Annotated in this window: 12 protein-coding genes; 8 read left to right on the top strand and 4 right to left on the bottom strand. The window is 70.8% G+C overall.

Annotation, left to right across the window (positions count from 1 at the left end):
• Nucleotides 1-50 precede the first annotated feature (50 nt).
• The gene (locus ACWGIH_RS03590; RefSeq protein WP_453444427.1) at nucleotides 51-1,340 is read left to right on the top strand and encodes a citrate synthase; all 1,290 of its coding nucleotides are present in this window, start codon (nucleotides 51-53) and stop codon (nucleotides 1,338-1,340) included.
• 444 nt (nucleotides 1,341-1,784) lie between these two features.
• Here ACWGIH_RS03590 and ACWGIH_RS03595 read toward each other — a convergent pair whose 3' ends face one another.
• The 4 genes from ACWGIH_RS03595 to ACWGIH_RS03610 all read right to left on the bottom strand — a co-directional run bounded on the left by ACWGIH_RS03595 (nucleotide 1,785) and on the right by ACWGIH_RS03610 (nucleotide 5,932).
• Nucleotides 1,785-4,022 (bottom strand): heavy metal translocating P-type ATPase, encoded by a 2,238-nt coding sequence (locus ACWGIH_RS03595; RefSeq protein ID WP_453444428.1) that lies wholly within the window; start codon nucleotides 4,020-4,022, stop codon nucleotides 1,785-1,787.
• Nucleotides 4,023-4,104: 82 nt separating this feature from the next.
• Entirely contained in the window at nucleotides 4,105-4,425 is a 321-nt protein-coding gene (locus ACWGIH_RS03600; RefSeq protein ID WP_453444430.1) for a heavy-metal-associated domain-containing protein, read from the bottom strand.
• Nucleotides 4,426-4,601: 176 nt separating this feature from the next.
• The gene (locus ACWGIH_RS03605; protein WP_451203820.1) at nucleotides 4,602-4,799 is read right to left on the bottom strand and encodes a MarR family transcriptional regulator; all 198 of its coding nucleotides are present in this window, start codon (nucleotides 4,797-4,799) and stop codon (nucleotides 4,602-4,604) included.
• A 233-nt stretch (nucleotides 4,800-5,032) separates the two neighbouring features.
• On the bottom strand, nucleotides 5,033-5,932 hold the full coding sequence (locus ACWGIH_RS03610) for a sugar phosphate isomerase/epimerase family protein (RefSeq protein ID WP_453444432.1): 900 nt from the start codon (nucleotides 5,930-5,932) through the stop codon (nucleotides 5,033-5,035).
• Between the two features lie 136 nt (nucleotides 5,933-6,068).
• Between ACWGIH_RS03610 and iolC the strand changes: the two genes are divergently transcribed.
• From iolC to ACWGIH_RS03645, 7 genes are all read left to right on the top strand, one after another.
• Nucleotides 6,069-7,049, top strand: coding sequence for a 5-dehydro-2-deoxygluconokinase (iolC, locus tag ACWGIH_RS03615; protein ID WP_453444434.1), 981 nt, complete (start codon nucleotides 6,069-6,071; stop codon nucleotides 7,047-7,049).
• Nucleotides 7,042-7,923 (top strand): Cgl0159 family (beta/alpha)8-fold protein, encoded by an 882-nt coding sequence (locus tag ACWGIH_RS03620; protein ID WP_453444435.1) that lies wholly within the window; start codon nucleotides 7,042-7,044, stop codon nucleotides 7,921-7,923. The genes iolC and ACWGIH_RS03620 overlap by 8 nt, the downstream gene beginning before the upstream one ends.
• A 9-nt stretch (nucleotides 7,924-7,932) precedes the next feature.
• A complete protein-coding gene (gene iolB, locus ACWGIH_RS03625) occupies nucleotides 7,933-8,748 on the top strand; it encodes a 5-deoxy-glucuronate isomerase (RefSeq protein WP_453444437.1) in 816 nt (271 codons plus the stop codon).
• A 36-nt stretch (nucleotides 8,749-8,784) separates the two neighbouring features.
• Nucleotides 8,785-10,662 carry a 3D-(3,5/4)-trihydroxycyclohexane-1,2-dione acylhydrolase (decyclizing) gene (iolD, locus tag ACWGIH_RS03630; RefSeq protein WP_453444439.1) on the top strand — a complete coding sequence of 626 codons (1,878 nt, stop codon included), beginning with the start codon at nucleotides 8,785-8,787 and terminating at the stop codon, nucleotides 10,660-10,662.
• A gap of 24 nt (nucleotides 10,663-10,686) precedes the next feature.
• Complete coding sequence (gene mmsA / locus ACWGIH_RS03635; RefSeq protein ID WP_453444440.1) at nucleotides 10,687-12,189, top strand: CoA-acylating methylmalonate-semialdehyde dehydrogenase; 1,503 nt, start codon at nucleotides 10,687-10,689, stop codon at nucleotides 12,187-12,189.
• Between the two features lie 125 nt (nucleotides 12,190-12,314).
• A complete protein-coding gene (locus ACWGIH_RS03640) occupies nucleotides 12,315-15,008 on the top strand; it encodes an alpha/beta fold hydrolase (RefSeq protein ID WP_453444442.1) in 2,694 nt (897 codons plus the stop codon).
• A complete protein-coding gene (locus ACWGIH_RS03645; RefSeq protein ID WP_453444444.1) occupies nucleotides 15,005-15,880 on the top strand; it encodes an ABC transporter permease in 876 nt (291 codons plus the stop codon). Before ACWGIH_RS03640 ends, ACWGIH_RS03645 begins: the two co-directional genes overlap by 4 nt.
• Nucleotides 15,881-15,987: the final 107 nt, after the last annotated feature.

The raw sequence follows: 15,987 nt of genomic DNA on the forward strand, positions 1-15,987 counted from the left end.
AGACAGTCAGGGCACCTCGAAGAAGAGGCACAACGTCGGTGAGGGATGACGTGAGCGACAACTCTGTAGTACTGCGGTACGGCGATGGCGAGTACACCTACCCGGTGATCGATTCGACCGTCGGCGACAAGGGCTTCGACATCGGGAAGCTCCGCGCCCAGACCGGTCTGGTGACCCTGGACAGCGGCTATGGCAACACCGCCGCCTATAAATCCGCCATCACCTATCTCGACGGTGAAGAGGGCATCCTCCGGTACCGCGGCTACCCGATCGAGCAGCTGGCCGAGCGCTCCACCTTCACCGAGGTGGCGTACCTGCTGATCAACGGCGAACTGCCGAAGGTCGACGAGCTCGCCAGCTTCAAGAACGACATCACGCAGCACACCCTGCTGCACGAGGACGTCAAGCGGTTCTACGACGGCTTCCCGCGTGACGCCCACCCGATGGCGATGCTGTCGTCCGTGGTCAGCGCGCTGTCGACGTTCTACCAGGACAGCCACAACCCGTTCGACGAGGAGCAGCGCGACCTCTCGACGATCCGCCTGCTCGCCAAGCTTCCGACGATCGCGGCCTACGCGTACAAGAAGTCGCAGGGCCACCCGGTCGTCTACCCGCGCAACGACCTCGGCTACGTCGAGAACTTCCTGCGCATGACCTTCTCGGTGCCGGCCGCCGAGTACGACCTGGACCCGGTCGTCGTCTCCGCCCTTGACAAGCTCCTGATCCTGCACGCGGACCACGAGCAGAACTGTTCGACCTCCACCGTGCGTCTGGTGGGCTCGTCGCAGGCGAACATGTTCGCCTCGATCTCCGCCGGCATCTCGGCCCTGTGGGGCCCGCTGCACGGTGGCGCCAACCAGTCCGTCCTGGAGATGCTCGAGGGCATCAAGCAGGACGGCGGCGACGTCGACACCTTCATCCGCAAGGTGAAGAACAAGGAAGACGGCGTGAAGCTCATGGGCTTCGGGCACCGCGTCTACAAGAACTTCGACCCCCGGGCGAAGATCATCAAGGCGGCGGCGCACGACGTCCTCTCGGCGCTCGGCAAGTCCGACGAGCTGCTCGACATCGCGCTGAAGCTCGAAGAGCACGCGCTGGCCGACGACTACTTCGTCGAGCGCAAGCTCTACCCGAACGTGGACTTCTACACGGGCCTCATCTACCGCGCGATGGGCTTCCCGACCGAGATGTTCACCGTGCTGTTCGCGCTGGGCCGCCTTCCGGGCTGGATCGCGCAGTGGCACGAGATGATCAAGGAGCCGGGATCCCGCATCGGGCGCCCGCGCCAGATCTACACCGGCGAGGTTCTCCGGGACTTCGTCCCGGTCGAGGGCCGCTGATCCGCACGCCGTAGACGCGAGCGGACGCACCAAGCGAAAAGCGCCCCGCCGTCGATCCCCCCACGGGTCGACGGTCGGGGCGCTTTCCTGTTTCCCGGTGCGGATTCCCCCCACGGGATCCGGCCGGGCGTCTGTGGTGGCAGCGCGCCAGTCGTGCTGCGATCTGCCGGGACGCGTACGTATCGGGAGGGCCGCTCAAAGCTCCCCGGTGCACGTGTCCCGGCCAACGCATTCCTAGGAACATCCCCCAAGATGTCCCCGATGTCTAGAGACGTCCCCCAAGACGTCCCTGGCATCGTCCTCTTAGACTCACGAGCCCCCCGAATGGTTACGTTGGGATCGCTGTGATCTGCGTCTCCTGCATATGTCCTGTACATGCGCAAGAGGCCCGATATGCCGATCGAGACTCAGGCGTGAGAATGCTGCGACCAAGATGTGAAGAGCTTATGTGAAGTTTCTGAGGCGGAGGCTGTTGGTGACAACAAAGACCGAAGAAAATGCCATCGCGGCCCCGGCGATCATCGGATTCAGGAGCCCGGCGGCGGCGAGCGGCAGCGCGGCGACGTTGTAACCGAAGGCCCAGAAGAGATTGCCCTTGATCGTGGCGAGGGTCCTGCGGGAGAGCCTGATCGCGTCGGCGGCCCCGCGCAAGTCCCCGCGCACGAGCGTCAGATCACTCGCCTCGATGGCCGCGTCCGTGCCCGTGCCCATCGCGAGGCCCAGATCGGCGGTGGCGAGCGCGGCGGCGTCGTTGACCCCGTCCCCGACCATCGCGACCACCTTGCCCTCGTCCCGCAGCCGCCGCACGACGTCGACCTTGTCCTCGGGCAGCACCTCGGCGTACACGGCGTCCGCCCCGATGCCCACGGACTTGGCCACCGCCCGGGCGACGGCGTGGTTGTCGCCGGTGAGCAGCACCGGCGTCAGTCCCAGGGCACGCAGCTCGCGCACCGCTTCGGCGCTGGTGTCCCTGACGGTGTCGGCGACGGCGAGGACACCGCGGGCCACGCCGTCCCAGGCCACCAGGACGGCCGTACGGCCCGCCTCCTCGGCCTCCGCCCTGAGCGCGGCCACCGAAGCGAGTCCCTCGACTCCCGCGTCCGCCAGCAGGCGTTCACGGCCCGCGAGCACCGCGTGCCCTTCCACCGTGCCGCGCACGCCCGACCCCGCGACGTTCTCGAAGCCCTCCACGGCGGGCAGCGCGCCCACCGAGAGCCCCAACTCCGCGGCGGCGCCCGCGGCGACGGCCCGGGCCACGGGATGCTCGGAGGCGTGCTCCAGGGCCCCCGCGAGCCGCAGCAACTGCTTCTCCTCGGTCTCCCCGGTGGCGTACACGTCGAGCAGGGTCATGCGCCCCGTCGTCACCGTCCCGGTCTTGTCCAGGACGATCGTGTCCACCCGCCGCGTGGACTCCAGGACTTCGGGGCCCTTGATGAGGATGCCGAGCTGCGCGCCCCGCCCCGTGCCGACCATCAGGGCGGTCGGGGTCGCGAGGCCGAGGGCGCACGGGCAGGCGATGATCAGGACGGCGACGGCCGCGGTGAAGGCGGCGGTCACGTCGCCGGTGGCGCCGAGCCAGCCGCCGAGCGTCGCGGTGGCGATCATCAGGACGACCGGCACGAAGATCCCCGCTATCCGGTCGGCCAGTCGCTGCACCTGGGCCTTGCCGGTCTGCGCGTCCTCGACGAGCTCGGCCATCCTGGCCAGTTGGGTGTCGGAGCCGACGCGCGTCGCCTCGACGACGAGCCGCCCCGAGACGTTCGTGGTCGCTCCGGTCACCGCGTCGCCCGCGGTCACGTCCACCGGGACGGACTCGCCGGTCAGCATCGAGGCGTCGACCGCGGACGCGCCGTCGACGACGGTGCCGTCGGTCGCGACGGTCTCCCCGGGACGTACGACGAACCGGTCGCCGACCACCAGACGCGCGACCGGTGTGCGGACCTCCGTGCCGTCGCGCAGGACGGCCGCGTCCTTGGCGCCCAGTTCGAGCAGCGTGCGCAGGGCCGCGCCCGCCTTCCGCTTCGAGCGGGCCTCCAGCCAGCGGCCGAGCAGGATGAACGTGATGACGCCCGCGGCGACTTCGAGGTAGAGCGTCGACGCGGCGTCGGCGCGCGAGACGGTGAACGTGAAGCCGTGCCGCATCCCCGGCATCCCCGCGTCCCCGAGGAAGAGCGCCCACAGCGACCAGCCGAACGCGGCGAGGGTGCCCACCGACACCAGGGTGTCCATGGTCGCGGCGCCGTGCCGCAGGTTCGTGAACGCGGCGCGGTGGAAGGGGTATCCGCCCCAGACGACGACGGGCGCGGCCAGCGTCAGCGAGAGCCACTGCCAGTTGTCGAACTGGAGGGACGGGACCATCGCGAGCAGGACGACCGGCAGCGAGAGCAGTGCCGAGCCGATGAGCCGCTGACGCAGGGTGTCCGGCTCGGTGATGTCGGCAGTGGTCGCGGGGGCCGCCGGCTCGGGGGGAGCCGGGACGATCTCCGCCGCGCTGTAACCGAGTTTCTCGACTGTCGCGATCAGTTGCGCGACCTCGACCCCTTCCGCGTACGAGACCTTCGCCTTCTCCGTGGCGAGATTGACCGACGCGGTCACGCCCTCCACGCGGTTCAGCTTCTTCTCGATGCGGGCGGAACAGGAGGCGCAGGTCATTCCGCCGACGGCGAGTTCGACTTCGTTCATGGCTCTTTCATGCGGCTGGGGTGAAGCGGCTGCGGGCCCTGTGACGGCGTCACAGGGCCCGGGGTACCCGGCAGGGGGTGGGTCAGGCCTTGCTGACGCCGACGAGTTCGTAGCCGGCCTCGTCGACCGCGGCGCGGACCGCGGTCTCGTCGAGCGGGGCCTCGGAGACCACGGTCACCAGGCCGGTGGCGGCCACCGCCTTGACGGAGCCGACGCCGGCGATCTCCGAGATCTCCCCGCTGACGGCGCCCTCGCAGTGACCACAGGTCATGCCGGTCACCTCGTACACGGTCGTCACGGCGCCCTGCGCCGTCCCGGCGGCGCCGTCGGAGTGGCAGGAACCGCTGGGGGAGCAGCAGGAGCCGGTGGTCTCGGCCTGCGGTAGCTCGGTCTGGGCGCTCATGTCGTTCTCCTCGGTGAGGGTGCGGCGTGTGTGCGTGCCGGTATATGCGTCGTAATGTGCAGGAGTGGTCCCGGTGTTCCCGGAGACCCCCTGACACTCACCACTGTATACCCCTAGGGGGTACACCTCAATGAGGGGGTCGCCCGGGGATCGAGGGTGGTGTCCCGCCGGGGCGGTCAGTCTCTGCGCCCGCGGTTGCCGGGCCGCGCGGCGACCCAGGCGCGGATGGTGTCCGCGTACCAGTAGGGCTTTCCGGACTCCACGTGGTCGGGGTCGGGAAGCAAGCCGTGCTTGCGGTAGGAGCGCACGGTGTCGGGCTGCACCCGGATGTGTGCGGCGATGTCCTTGTACGACCAGAGCTTGCGGTCGGTCATCAGTGGCACCTCCCTGCGGTCGCCGCAGGGGCGGCTCGGGAGGAGCCGTCGGGGGAGCTGCGGCGTGACGCTGGCGATCAACTCAGCCTGTTCCCGGAGAACGACGCGGAGTGACCGCGGGAGGGCGGCTGTCGACCGGCTGTGACGAGGAGCCCGCGTATACGGGACATGTGTGACAGAAAGAGGTTCTTTGTGACGCGTGTGATGCGAAAGGCCGGTGGGGGCTGCGGGGGTCAGGCGCCGCAGGAACGCAGATACGAGCGGGTGCGGCGGGCGATCGGCAGCGGCTTGTCCGGCGGGCACGGGTACATGTCCTGCTCGACGATGGCGAACAGGTCGACGCCCAGCTTCTGGGCCGCCGCGAGGACCGGCTCGATCGCGGGCACCCCGGTCGGCGGCTCGCACATCACGCCGCGGGCCACGGCGGGACCGAACGGCATCTCCTGCGCGCGCACTTCGGCCAGGACGGCCGGGTCGACCTGCTTGAGGTGCAGATAGCCGATGCGCTCGCCGTACGTCTCGATCAGCTTGACGTTGTCGCCGCCGCAGTAGGCGTAATGGCCCGTGTCCAGGCAGAGCGAGACGAGGTCGGGGTCGGTCGCGTCGAGGAAGCGGGTGACGTTCGCCTCGTCGTCGATGTGCGTGTCGGCGTGGGGGTGCACGACCACGCGCAGGCCGTGACGCTCGCGCACCTCGTACGCCAACCGCTCGGTCTGGAGCGTGAGCTGACGCCACTGCTCCGGGGTGAGCGTGCGGTCCTCCAGGACCTCGCCGGTCTTGTCGTCGCGCCAGAAGGAGGGGATGACGACGAGGTGCTCGGCGCCCATCGCCTGGGTGAGCGCGGCGATGTCGGACACATGGGCCCAGGTCTTGTCCCAGACGGCGGGACCGTGGTGCAGGCCCGTGAAGACCGTTCCGGCCGACACCTTCAGGCCGCGCTTCTGGGTCTCGGCGGTCAGGACGGCCGGATCGCTCGGCAGGTAGCCGTACGGACCGAGCTCGATCCACTCGTACCCGGAGTCCGCCACCTCGTCGAGGAAGCGGCTCCAGGGGACCTGGCCCGGGTCCTCGGGGAACCACACCCCCCACGAGTCGGGTGCCGAACCGATCCGGATGCGTGACAGCGTCGTCATGCCGTCAAGCTTTCAGGCCGCCGCGGAACGGTGTCAAGGAGTGGTCCGAATGTAAGGACAATGTGTTGACAGGGGTCATGGGGCGGAATAGACCTAGGGGTGGCCTCAAGGGGGCGATGTCGAGAGGGAGTGCAGGGTGACCGATCCGTATGACGTCAGCGATCCGTACGACGTGATCACGATGGGCCGGATCGGGGTGGACCTGTATCCCCTGCAGGCCGGGGTGGCGCTCGCCGACGTCAGCACGTTCGGCAAGTTCCTGGGCGGCTCCGCGTCGAACGTCGCCGTCGCCGCGTCCCGGCTCGGCCGCCGCGTCGCGCTCGTCACCCGCACCGGCGACGACCCCTTCGGGGACTATCTGCACCGGGAGCTGCGGGAGTTCGGCGTCGACGACCGGTGGGTGAGTGCCGTCGGCGGCCTGCCGACCCCGGTGACTTTCTGCGAGGTCTTCCCGCCGGACGACTTCCCGCTCTACTTCTACCGGCAGCCGAAGGCACCCGACCTGGAGATGTACGAGAAGGAGCTCGACCTGGACGCGATCGCGGCCGCCCGGGTCTTCTGGATGACGGGTACGGGGCTCTGCGCGGAGCCCAGCAGATCGACGACACTGGCCGCGCTGCGCCACCGGGCGAAGGCGGGGCTCACCGTCTTCGACCTCGACTGGCGGCCGATGTTCTGGGACCGGGCCGACGAGGCGCGGGGCTTCTACGCCCAGGCCCTAGCGCAGGCCACCGTCGCGGTCGGCAACCTCGACGAGGTCGAGATCGCCACGGGCGTGCGCGAACCGGACGCCGCGGCCCGCGCGTTGCTGGACTCCGGCGTCGAACTCGCCGTCGTCAAGCAGGGCCCCAAGGGCGTCCTCGCGATGAACCGCGCGGGCGAGCGCGCGGAGGTGCCGCCGCTGCCCGTGACGGTGCTCAACGGCCTCGGCGCCGGGGACGCCTTCGGCGGGGCGCTCTGCCACGGGCTGCTCGCGGGCTGGGAGTTGGAGCGGATCATGCGGTACGCCAACGCGGCGGGGGCGATCGTCGCCTCCCGTCTCGAGTGCTCATCCGCGATGCCGTTCCCGGACGAGGTCGAGGCAGCGCTCGCGGCGGGAGCCGTGAAGCATGATTGACCTCGCCGAGCTCATCAGGATCAGGGCCTCGCACCCCGAAGCCATCGCCGAAGCGGCCGCCCGGCGCGTCCGGCGTCCCCTGCTCGGCGACGGCGGACGGCTGATGATCATCGCCGCCGACCACCCCGCCCGGGGGGCCCTCTCCGTCGGCGGGGACAAGCTGGCCATGGCCCACCGCGGAGACCTCCTCGAACGGCTCTGCCTCGCGCTCTCGCGGCCCCGCGTGGACGGAGTGCTCGCCACCGCCGACATCCTCGAGGACCTCCTGCTGCTCGGCGCCCTCGACGGCAAGGTCGTCATGGGGTCGATGAACCGGGGCGGCCTCGCGGGGGCCTCCTTCGAGCTGGACGACCGGTTCACGGGGTACCGGGCCGAGGACATCGACCGTCTCGCCTTCGACGCCGGGAAGCTGCTGCTGCGGGTCGACTACGACGACCCCGGCTCGCTCGACACGCTGCACTCCAGCGCCCGCGCCGTCGACGCCATGGCCGCCCGCAAACTGCCCGTCTTCGTCGAGCCGTTCCTCTGCCGCCGTGCCCCCGAGGGCGGGCCGCCGCGCAACGACCTGAGCGCCGAGGCCGTCACGACGTCCATCGCCATCGCCTCGGGGCTCGCCGGGACATCGGCGTACACCTGGCTGAAGGTCCCGGTGACCGAGAATCCGGACGACATGGCGCGCGTCATGGAGACCTCGACCCTGCCCGCCGTCCTCCTGGGAGGTGACCTCGGTGACGACAGTGACGCCGCGTACGAGAAGTGGCGCGGGGCGCTCCAACTGCCGACCGTGCACGGCCTCGTCGCGGGGCGCACGCTGCTCTACCCGGCGGACGGCGACGTGGCGGGCGCCGTCGACACCGCCGTCGGACTGCTGTAGGAGGGCCACATGACGTACGTACCGAAGGGCAGCGCGGCCGAAGGGCCGTACGCCGTCGAACTCGACCCGAAGCGGTCCGGCCTGGTCCATTCCGCGCTGCGCGTGGTCGACATCGAACCCGGCAGCACGCACTCCTTCGCCACCGGGGAGAGTGAATGGATCGTGCTCCCGCTGACCGGCGGCTGTACGGTGCACGCAGAAGGCCAGATCATCGAACTGCTGGGCCGTCACAGTGTGTTCAGCGGAGTGAGCGACTTCGCCTACGTGCCCCGTGACGCCCAGATCCAGATCGCCTCCGGCGCGGGAGGCCGCTTCGCCCTGGCAGGAGCGAAGTGCGAGCGTCGACTCCCCGCCCGCTACGGCTCCGCGCCGGAGGTTTCCGTCGAACACCGCGGCAGCGGCACCTGCGCCCGCGAGGTCCGCAACTTCGCTTCCGCCGACGCCTTCGAATGCGACCGCCTCATCGCCGTCGAGGTGATCACCCCCGGCGGCAACTGGTCCTCGTACCCGCCGCACAAGCACGACGAGCACCGCCCGGGTGTGGAGGCCGAACTCGAGGAGATCTACTACTTCGAGATCGAGGCCGGCCCGGACGGGCGAGAAGGCCTCGGCTATCAGCGCGTGTTCCCGTCCCGCCCCGGCGGCACCGACGTCCTGGCCGAGGTCCGGACGGGGGACGCCGTGCTCGTCCCCGACGGCTGGCACGGCCCGTCGATCGCCCAGCCGGGACACAGCATGTATTACCTGAACGTGATGGCAGGCCCCGGTGAGGAGCGGGAGTGGCGGATCTGCTTCCACCCCGACCACACGGAGGGGTACCGATGACCGTGGAGGAACAGCGATGACAGCGGAGGCAACACGATGACCTCGACGATCAGGCTGACCACCGCGCAGGCCCTCGTCCGCTTCCTGTCCCGGCAGTTCACCGAGCGCGACGGCGAGCGGCAGCGGCTCATCGACGCCACCTGGGGCATCTTCGGGCACGGCAACGTGGCGGGCATCGGCCAGGCCCTCGTCGAGTACGGCGAGGAGATGCCCTTCCACCAGGGGCGCAACGAACAGGCCATGGTGCACGCCGCCGTCGGGTACGCCCGCCAGTCGGGCCGCCTGTCCACGCACGCCGTCACCACCTCCATCGGGCCCGGCGCGACCAACCTAGTCACCGGCGCCGCGCTCGCGACGATCAACCACCTCCCGGTGCTCCTGCTGCCCGGTGACACCTTCGCGACCCGCCCCGCCGACCCCGTGCTCCAGCAGCTCGAAGTCCCGTACGCGGGCGATGTGTCGGTGAACGACTGCCTGCGCCCGGTGTCGAAGTACTTCGACCGGATCACCCGGCCCGAGGCCCTGATCCCGGCCGCGCTCGCCGCGATGCGCGTCCTGACCGACCCGGCGGACACCGGCGCCGTCACCCTCGCGCTCCCGCAGGACGTGCAGGCGGAAGGCTTCGACTGGCCGGAGGAGTTCTTCGCCGAGCGGGTGTGGGGCGTACGCCGTCAGGCTCCCGATCCGCGGGAACTGGACGCCGCCGTACGGGCCGTGCGCGCGGCACGGCGACCGCTGATCGTCGCGGGCGGCGGAGTCCACCACAGCGCCGCCGAGGAGGCGCTGCGGGATCTCGCGGACGCGACCGGCATCCCCGTCGCCTCCACCCAGGCCGGGAAGGGCTCCCTGCGGTTCGACCACCCCGCGGACGTCGGCGGCATCGGGCACACGGGTACGGCCACGGCCGACGAACTCGCCCGCGCCGCCGACCTGGTGATCGGCGTGGGCACCCGCTACAGCGACTTCACCACCGCGTCCGGCACCCTCTTCACCGAGCCCGCGGTCCGCTTCCTGAACCTCAACATCACCGCGTTCGACGGCCACAAGATGGCGGGCACGCCCCTGATCGCGGACGCGCGCGCCGGCCTGGAGGCGCTGACCGGAGCCCTGGAGGGGTGGCGCGTGCCGCCCGCCTACGTCGCCGAGTACACCGAGGACAAGGCGCGCTGGGAGCATCGCGTCGACGCGGCGTACGCGGCCGACGAACCCGACGTACGCCCCACACAACTCCAAGTGCTCGGTCTGCTCGACGAGTTGGTCACGGACGAGGATGTGCTCATCAACGCGGCGGGCTCGCTGCCCGGGGATCTCCACAAGCTGTGGAGGACGCGCTCACCCCGGCAGTACCACGTCGAGTACGGCTACTCCTGCATGGGATACGAGATCCCCGCGTCGATCGGCGTCGCGCTCGCGGCGCCGGGCCGCCCGGTCTGGGCCCTTGTGGGCGACGGGACGTATCTGATGATGCCCACCGAAATCGTCACCGCCGTCCAGGAGAACATCCCGGTCAAGGTCGTGATCCTGCAGAACCACGGGTACGCGTCCATCGGCGGGCTCTCCGAGTCCGTGGGCGCGGAGCGGTTCGGCACGGCCTACCGCTACCGGGAGGCGGACGGGACGTACACCGGGGCCCCGCTGCCCGTGGATCTCGCGGCCAACGCGGCCTCGCTCGGGATGCGGGTGATCCGCGCCAAAACAGTGGCTGACCTGCGGGATGCCCTGGCGCGGGCGCGTACGGCCGACGGTCCCACATGTGTCTACGTGGAGACGGAAACGGCAGACACAGTGTCGCCCCCGCCTCCGGCGCAGGCGTGGTGGGATGTGCCCGTGGCCGAGACCGCGGACCGACCGTCGGCGGTCAAGGCCAGGAAAGAGTACGACCGGCACGTCTCAGCCCGACGCCGCCACCTGTGAGATGTGAGAGTAGGGATGCTTGTCATGACGAAGACCGTCAACCACTGGATCGGTGGCAAGACTGTCGAGGGCGCGTCGGGTACGTACGGCCCGGTGACCGACCCCGCGACCGGCGCCGTCACCACGCAGGTCGCCTTCGCAAACGTGGACGAGGTGGACGCCGCCGTCGCCTCCGCGCGCGAGGCCTACGCCACGTGGGGCAAGTCGTCGCTCGCCAAGCGCACCTCGGTCCTCTTCGCCTTCCGCGCGCTGCTCGACGCCAACCGTGACGCGATCGCCGAGCTGATCACCGCCGAGCACGGCAAGGTGCATTCGGACGCGCTCGGCGAGGTCGCCCGCGGCCTGGAGATCGTGGACCTCGCCTGCGGGATCACGGTCCAGCTGAAGGGCGAGCTGTCGACGGAGGTGGCCTCGCGCGTGGACGTCTCGTCCATCCGCCAGCCGCTCGGTGTCGTCGCCGGCATCACGCCGTTCAACTTCCCGGCCATGGTGCCGATGTGGATGTTCCCGCTCGCCATCGCGTGCGGCAACACCTTCGTCCTGAAGCCGTCGGAGAAGGACCCCTCCGCCGCGATGAAGATCGCGGAGCTGCTGTCGGAGGCCGGGCTTCCGGACGGCGTCTTCAACGTCGTGCACGGCGACAAGGTGGCCGTCGACCGCCTCCTGGAGCACCCGGACGTGGCGGCCGTCTCCTTCGTCGGCTCCACGCCGATCGCGCGCTACATCCACACCACCGCGACCGCCAACGGCAAGCGCGTCCAGGCACTCGGCGGCGCCAAGAACCACATGCTGGTCCTGCCGGACGCGGACCTCGACGCGGCGGCCGACGCCGCCGTGTCGGCGGCGTACGGCTCGGCGGGCGAGCGCTGCATGGCCATCTCGGCCGTCGTCGCGGTCGGCTCGGTCGGCGACGAGCTCGTCGCCAAGATCAAGGAGCGGGCCGAGAAGATCAAGATCGGTCCCGGCAACGACCCGGCGTCGGAGATGGGCCCGCTGATCACCGCGGCCCACCGCGACAAGGTCGCCTCGTACGTCACCGGCGCCGCGGCCGAGGGCTGCGAGGTCGTCCTCGACGGGACCGGCCACACCGTGGACGGCTTCGAGGACGGCCACTGGATCGGCCTCTCGCTCCTGGACCGCGTGCCGGTGTCGGCCGCCGCGTACAAGGACGAGATCTTCGGCCCCGTCCTGTGCGTCCTTCGCGTCGACACCTACGAGGAAGGCGTGGCGCTGATGAACGCCTCGCCCTTCGGCAACGGCACCGCGATCTTCACGCGTGACGGCGGCGCCGCGCGGCGCTTCCAGCTGGAGATCGAGGCGGGCATGGTCGGCGTGAACGTCCCGATTCCGGTGCCGGTCGGCTACCACTCCTTCGGTGGCTGGAAGGACTCCCTGTTCGGAGATCACCACATCTACGGAAATGACGGGACGCACTTCTACACCCGGGGCAAGGTCGTCACGACCCGCTGGCCGGACCCGTCGGACGCCCCCGCGGGCGTGGACCTCGGGTTTCCGCGCAATCACTGAGGGCACACGGAGGCCCGCGTACCGCGACCGCGGTACGCGGGCCCTCTCGCCTACTCCCCAGGTAGGCAGCCGGGTTCAGACCACCGGCTGCCTCGGACGGCAGCCCTCACCCGTACGGTTGACGCATGGATCTACGACTGCCGAAGCTGCCCAAGCGCGGACTGCTCGCTGCGGCGGCCGCTCTCGCGGTGCTCGCGGGCGCAGGCACCTGGACGGCGGCGGCATCGGACGACGGACCCGCCGTGCACCGCTCGGACCGCATGATGCGGATGGCGGGCGCGGGCGGCGCGACGATCGACACGTCGTACTTCACCGCGGGCGACCCCTCCGTCAAGCGCCCCGCCGTCCTCATCGGCCACGGCTTCGGCGGCAGCAAGGACGACCTGCGCGCCCAGGCCGAGGACCTGGCCGAAAAGGGGTACGCGGTCCTGACCTGGTCCGCCCGCAGCTTCGGCAAGTCCACCGGCAAGATCGGCCTGAACGACCCGAAGGGCGAGGTCGCCGACGCCCGCCGGCTGATCGACTGGCTGGCGACCCGCCCCGAGGTGCAGCTGGACAAGAAGGGCGACCCCCGCGTCGGCATGACCGGCGCCTCGTACGGCGGCGCGGTCTCCCTCCTGGCCGCCGGGTACGACGACCGGGTGGACGCCATCGCCCCCCAGATCACGTACTGGAACCTCGGCGACGCGCTCTTCCCGAACGGCGTCTTCAAGAAACTCTGGGCCGGGCTCTTCATCAACACCGGCGGCGGCTGCGAGCGCTTCGAGAAGCAGCTGTGTGAGATGTACAACCGCGTCGCGGAGGCCGGGAAGCCGGACGCCGCGGCGCAAAAGCTCCTCGCGGCCCGCAGCCCCGAAGCCGTCGGCGACCGCATCAACGCACCCACCCTGCTCTTCCAGGGCCAGACCGACTCCCTCTTCCCGCTCGGCCAGGCCGACGCCATCTCCAAGGCGATCCGGGGCAACCACGCTCCCGTTTCCGTCGACTGGATCTCGGGCGGCCACGACGGCGGCGACCGCGAGACGGGACGGGTGAACGCCCGCATCGGCTCGTGGTTCGACCGCTATCTCAAGGACGACGAGGGCGCGGACACCGGCCCCGCGTTCCGGGTCACCCGCACCGGAGGCATCGACTCCACCGACGGCGCCGCGCAGCTGCGGGGCGCGAGCGGTGACCGGTACCCCGGCCTGGAGAGCGGGCAGCGGAAGATCGCGCTCAGCGGGCGCGACCCGCAGCGCGTCGAGAACCCCGCGGGCGCCGCGCCGCCCGCCATCTCCGCGCTCCCCGGCGCGGGCGGCGGCGGCCTCAACCAGCTCTCCTCGCTCGGCGTCGGCGTCTCCCTCGACTTCCCCGGCCAGCACGCCGCCTTCCAGTCGGCGCCGCTCGAGGACGACCTGCGGATCACCGGATCACCGAAGGTGCGGGTGCACGTCAAGTCCGACCGCGAGGACGCGGTGCTCTTCGGCAAGGTGTACGACGTCGGTCCCGGCGGCGGTCAGAAGGTGCTGCCCTCGCAGCTGGTCTCGCCGATCCGCGTGCAGGGCGCGCAGGCGGGCAAGGACGTCACCATCACCCTGCCCGCCGTCGACCACGACGTGCAGAAGGGCCACCGGCTGCGCCTCGTCCTCGCCTCGACGGACCTCGGCTATGCCTCCCCGGCGAAGCCCGCCACGTACACGGTGTCCGTGCGGGGCGACCTGTCGGTGCCCACCGCGCCGGGCGTGAAGACCGCGGCGGCCCCGCTGCCCGCCTGGGTGTGGTGGCTCCCCGCGGCCGGAGCGGTCATCGCCGTCCTGCTCCTGGTCACGGCCCGGCGCCGGACCTCGGCGCCCGCGCCCGACCCGGAGCTCGCGGAAGTGCCGCTGCGGATCACGGACTTGAGCAAGCGGTACGCCAAGTCGACCGACCGTTACGCGGTCCGTGACCTCTCCTTCGGCGTCGAGAAGGGCCAGGTGCTCGGCCTCCTCGGTCCGAACGGCGCGGGCAAGACGACGACCCTGCGCATGCTCATGGGCCTGATCCGGCCCGACGCGGGCGAGATCCGCGTCTTCGGCCAGGCGATCCGGCCCGGCGCCCCCGTCCTCTCCCGGGTCGGCGCGTTCGTCGAGGGCGCGGGCTTCCTGCCGCACCTCTCCGGAGCTGAGAACCTGGAGCTGTACTGGAAGGCCACCGGCCGCCCCGCCGAAGACGCCCGCATGGACGAGGCGTTGGAGATCGCCGGGCTCGGCGACGCTTCCCCAAGTTCTCGAAAACGCTCGAACAGGGGAGACCCCATCGCCCGCGCGGTGCGCACGTACTCGCAGGGCATGCGGCAGCGGCTCGCGATCGCCCAGGCGATGCTCGGCATGCCGGACCTGCTCATCCTCGACGAACCGACCAACGGCCTGGACCCGCCACAGATCCGCGAGATGCGCGAGGTGATGATCCGGTACGCGCGGGGCGGCCGCACGGTCATCGTCTCCAGCCATCTCCTCGCCGAGGTCGAGCAGTCCTGCACCCACCTGGTGGTCATGGACCGCGGCCGGCTCATCCAGGCGGGCCCGGTCGCCGAGATCGTCGGCTCCGGGGACACGCTCCTGGTGGGCCTCGCGGAGGACGTCTCCGACCCCATGGTCGACAAGGTGGCCGCCCTGCCCGGCGTCGCGTCGGCGGTGCGTGCGGACAGCGGCCTCCTGGTGCGCCTGGACGGCACGGACGGCGCCAGCGCCGCGCGGCTGCTGCCCGAACTGGTGAGCCTTGAGCTGCCGGTGGAGTCCATGGGCCCGCACCGCCGCCTCGAAGACGCGTTCCTGACCCTGATCGACGGAGGCACCGCATGAGCGTCACAGCCACCGGGCCGGGCACGGAACGCGCCACGGCCCCCGGGTACCGCCCCGGGCGCACGCTGCCGCTGCGGGTCGAGGCGGTCCGCCAGCTGAAGCGGCGCAGGACCCTGGTCATGGCCGGCGTGATGGGCCTGCTGCCCTTCGTGCTCGTCCTGGCGTTCGCCGTCGCCGGTTCGCCGGAGTCCCGCAGCGGCCGCGTGACGCTGATGGACACGGCCACGGCCTCCGGCGGGAACTTCGCCGCGACGTGCCTTTTCGTCTCCGCCGGCTTCCTCCTCGTCATCCCCGTCGCGCTGTTCTGCGGCGACACGGTCGCCTCGGAGGCGAGCTGGTCATCCCTGCGCTATCTGCTCGCCGCCCCGGTGCCGCGGGCCCGCCTGCTGTGGTCGAAGCTGGCCGTGGCGCTCGGGCTCAGCGCGGCGGCCATGGTGCTGCTCCCGCTGATCGCCCTCGCGGTCGGGACGGTGGCCTACGGCTGGGGCCCGCTGCAGATCCCGACCGGCGGCGCACTGCCCGCGGGCACGGCGGCGCAGCGCCTGGTCATCGTCGTGGCGTACATCTTCGTCTCCCAACTGGTCACGGCCGCGCTCGCCTTCTGGCTCTCGACCAAGACGGACGCGCCGCTGGGAGCGGTGGGCGGCGCGGTGGGCCTGACCATCGTCGGCAACGTCCTGGACGCGGTGACGGCACTCGGCAGTTGGCGCGACTTCCTGCCCGCGCACTGGCAGTTCGCGTGGGCGGACGCGATCCAGCCGAAGATGGAGTGGGGCGGAATGATCCAGGGCTCCGCCGTCTCGGTGACGTACGCACTGGTGCTGTTCGCGCTGGCGTTCCGGGGGTTCGCGCGGAAGGACGTCGTGTCGTAGGGGGCTGGTGCTCCTCGATCGTCGGCCGGACTGGAGAACTCCAGTCCGGCCGACGGCATTCCAGCCCGTCCGGCGTTCGAGGACGAACGCGGCGAAGCCGGTGACCG

The sequence above is a fragment of the Streptomyces sp. NPDC054872 genome, from assembly GCF_053610705.1.

Excerpts from the sequence above, each read along its gene's own strand:
- ACWGIH_RS03595 (WP_453444428.1), bottom strand. The coding sequence starts at position 4,022 with ATGAACGAAGTCGAACTCGCCGTCGGCGGAATGACCTGCGCCTCCTGT.
- ACWGIH_RS03600 (WP_453444430.1), bottom strand. The coding sequence starts at position 4,425 with ATGAGCGCCCAGACCGAGCTACCGCAGGCCGAGACCACCGGCTCCTGC.
- ACWGIH_RS03605 (WP_451203820.1), bottom strand. The coding sequence starts at position 4,799 with ATGACCGACCGCAAGCTCTGGTCGTACAAGGACATCGCCGCACACATC.
- ACWGIH_RS03610 (WP_453444432.1), bottom strand. The coding sequence starts at position 5,932 with ATGACGACGCTGTCACGCATCCGGATCGGTTCGGCACCCGACTCGTGG.
- ACWGIH_RS03620 (WP_453444435.1), top strand. The coding sequence starts at position 7,042 with ATGATTGACCTCGCCGAGCTCATCAGGATCAGGGCCTCGCACCCCGAA.
- iolB (WP_453444437.1), top strand. The coding sequence starts at position 7,933 with ATGACGTACGTACCGAAGGGCAGCGCGGCCGAAGGGCCGTACGCCGTC.
- iolD (WP_453444439.1), top strand. The coding sequence starts at position 8,785 with ATGACCTCGACGATCAGGCTGACCACCGCGCAGGCCCTCGTCCGCTTC.
- mmsA (WP_453444440.1), top strand. The coding sequence starts at position 10,687 with ATGACGAAGACCGTCAACCACTGGATCGGTGGCAAGACTGTCGAGGGC.
- ACWGIH_RS03640 (WP_453444442.1), top strand. The coding sequence starts at position 12,315 with ATGGATCTACGACTGCCGAAGCTGCCCAAGCGCGGACTGCTCGCTGCG.
- ACWGIH_RS03645 (WP_453444444.1), top strand. The coding sequence starts at position 15,005 with ATGAGCGTCACAGCCACCGGGCCGGGCACGGAACGCGCCACGGCCCCC.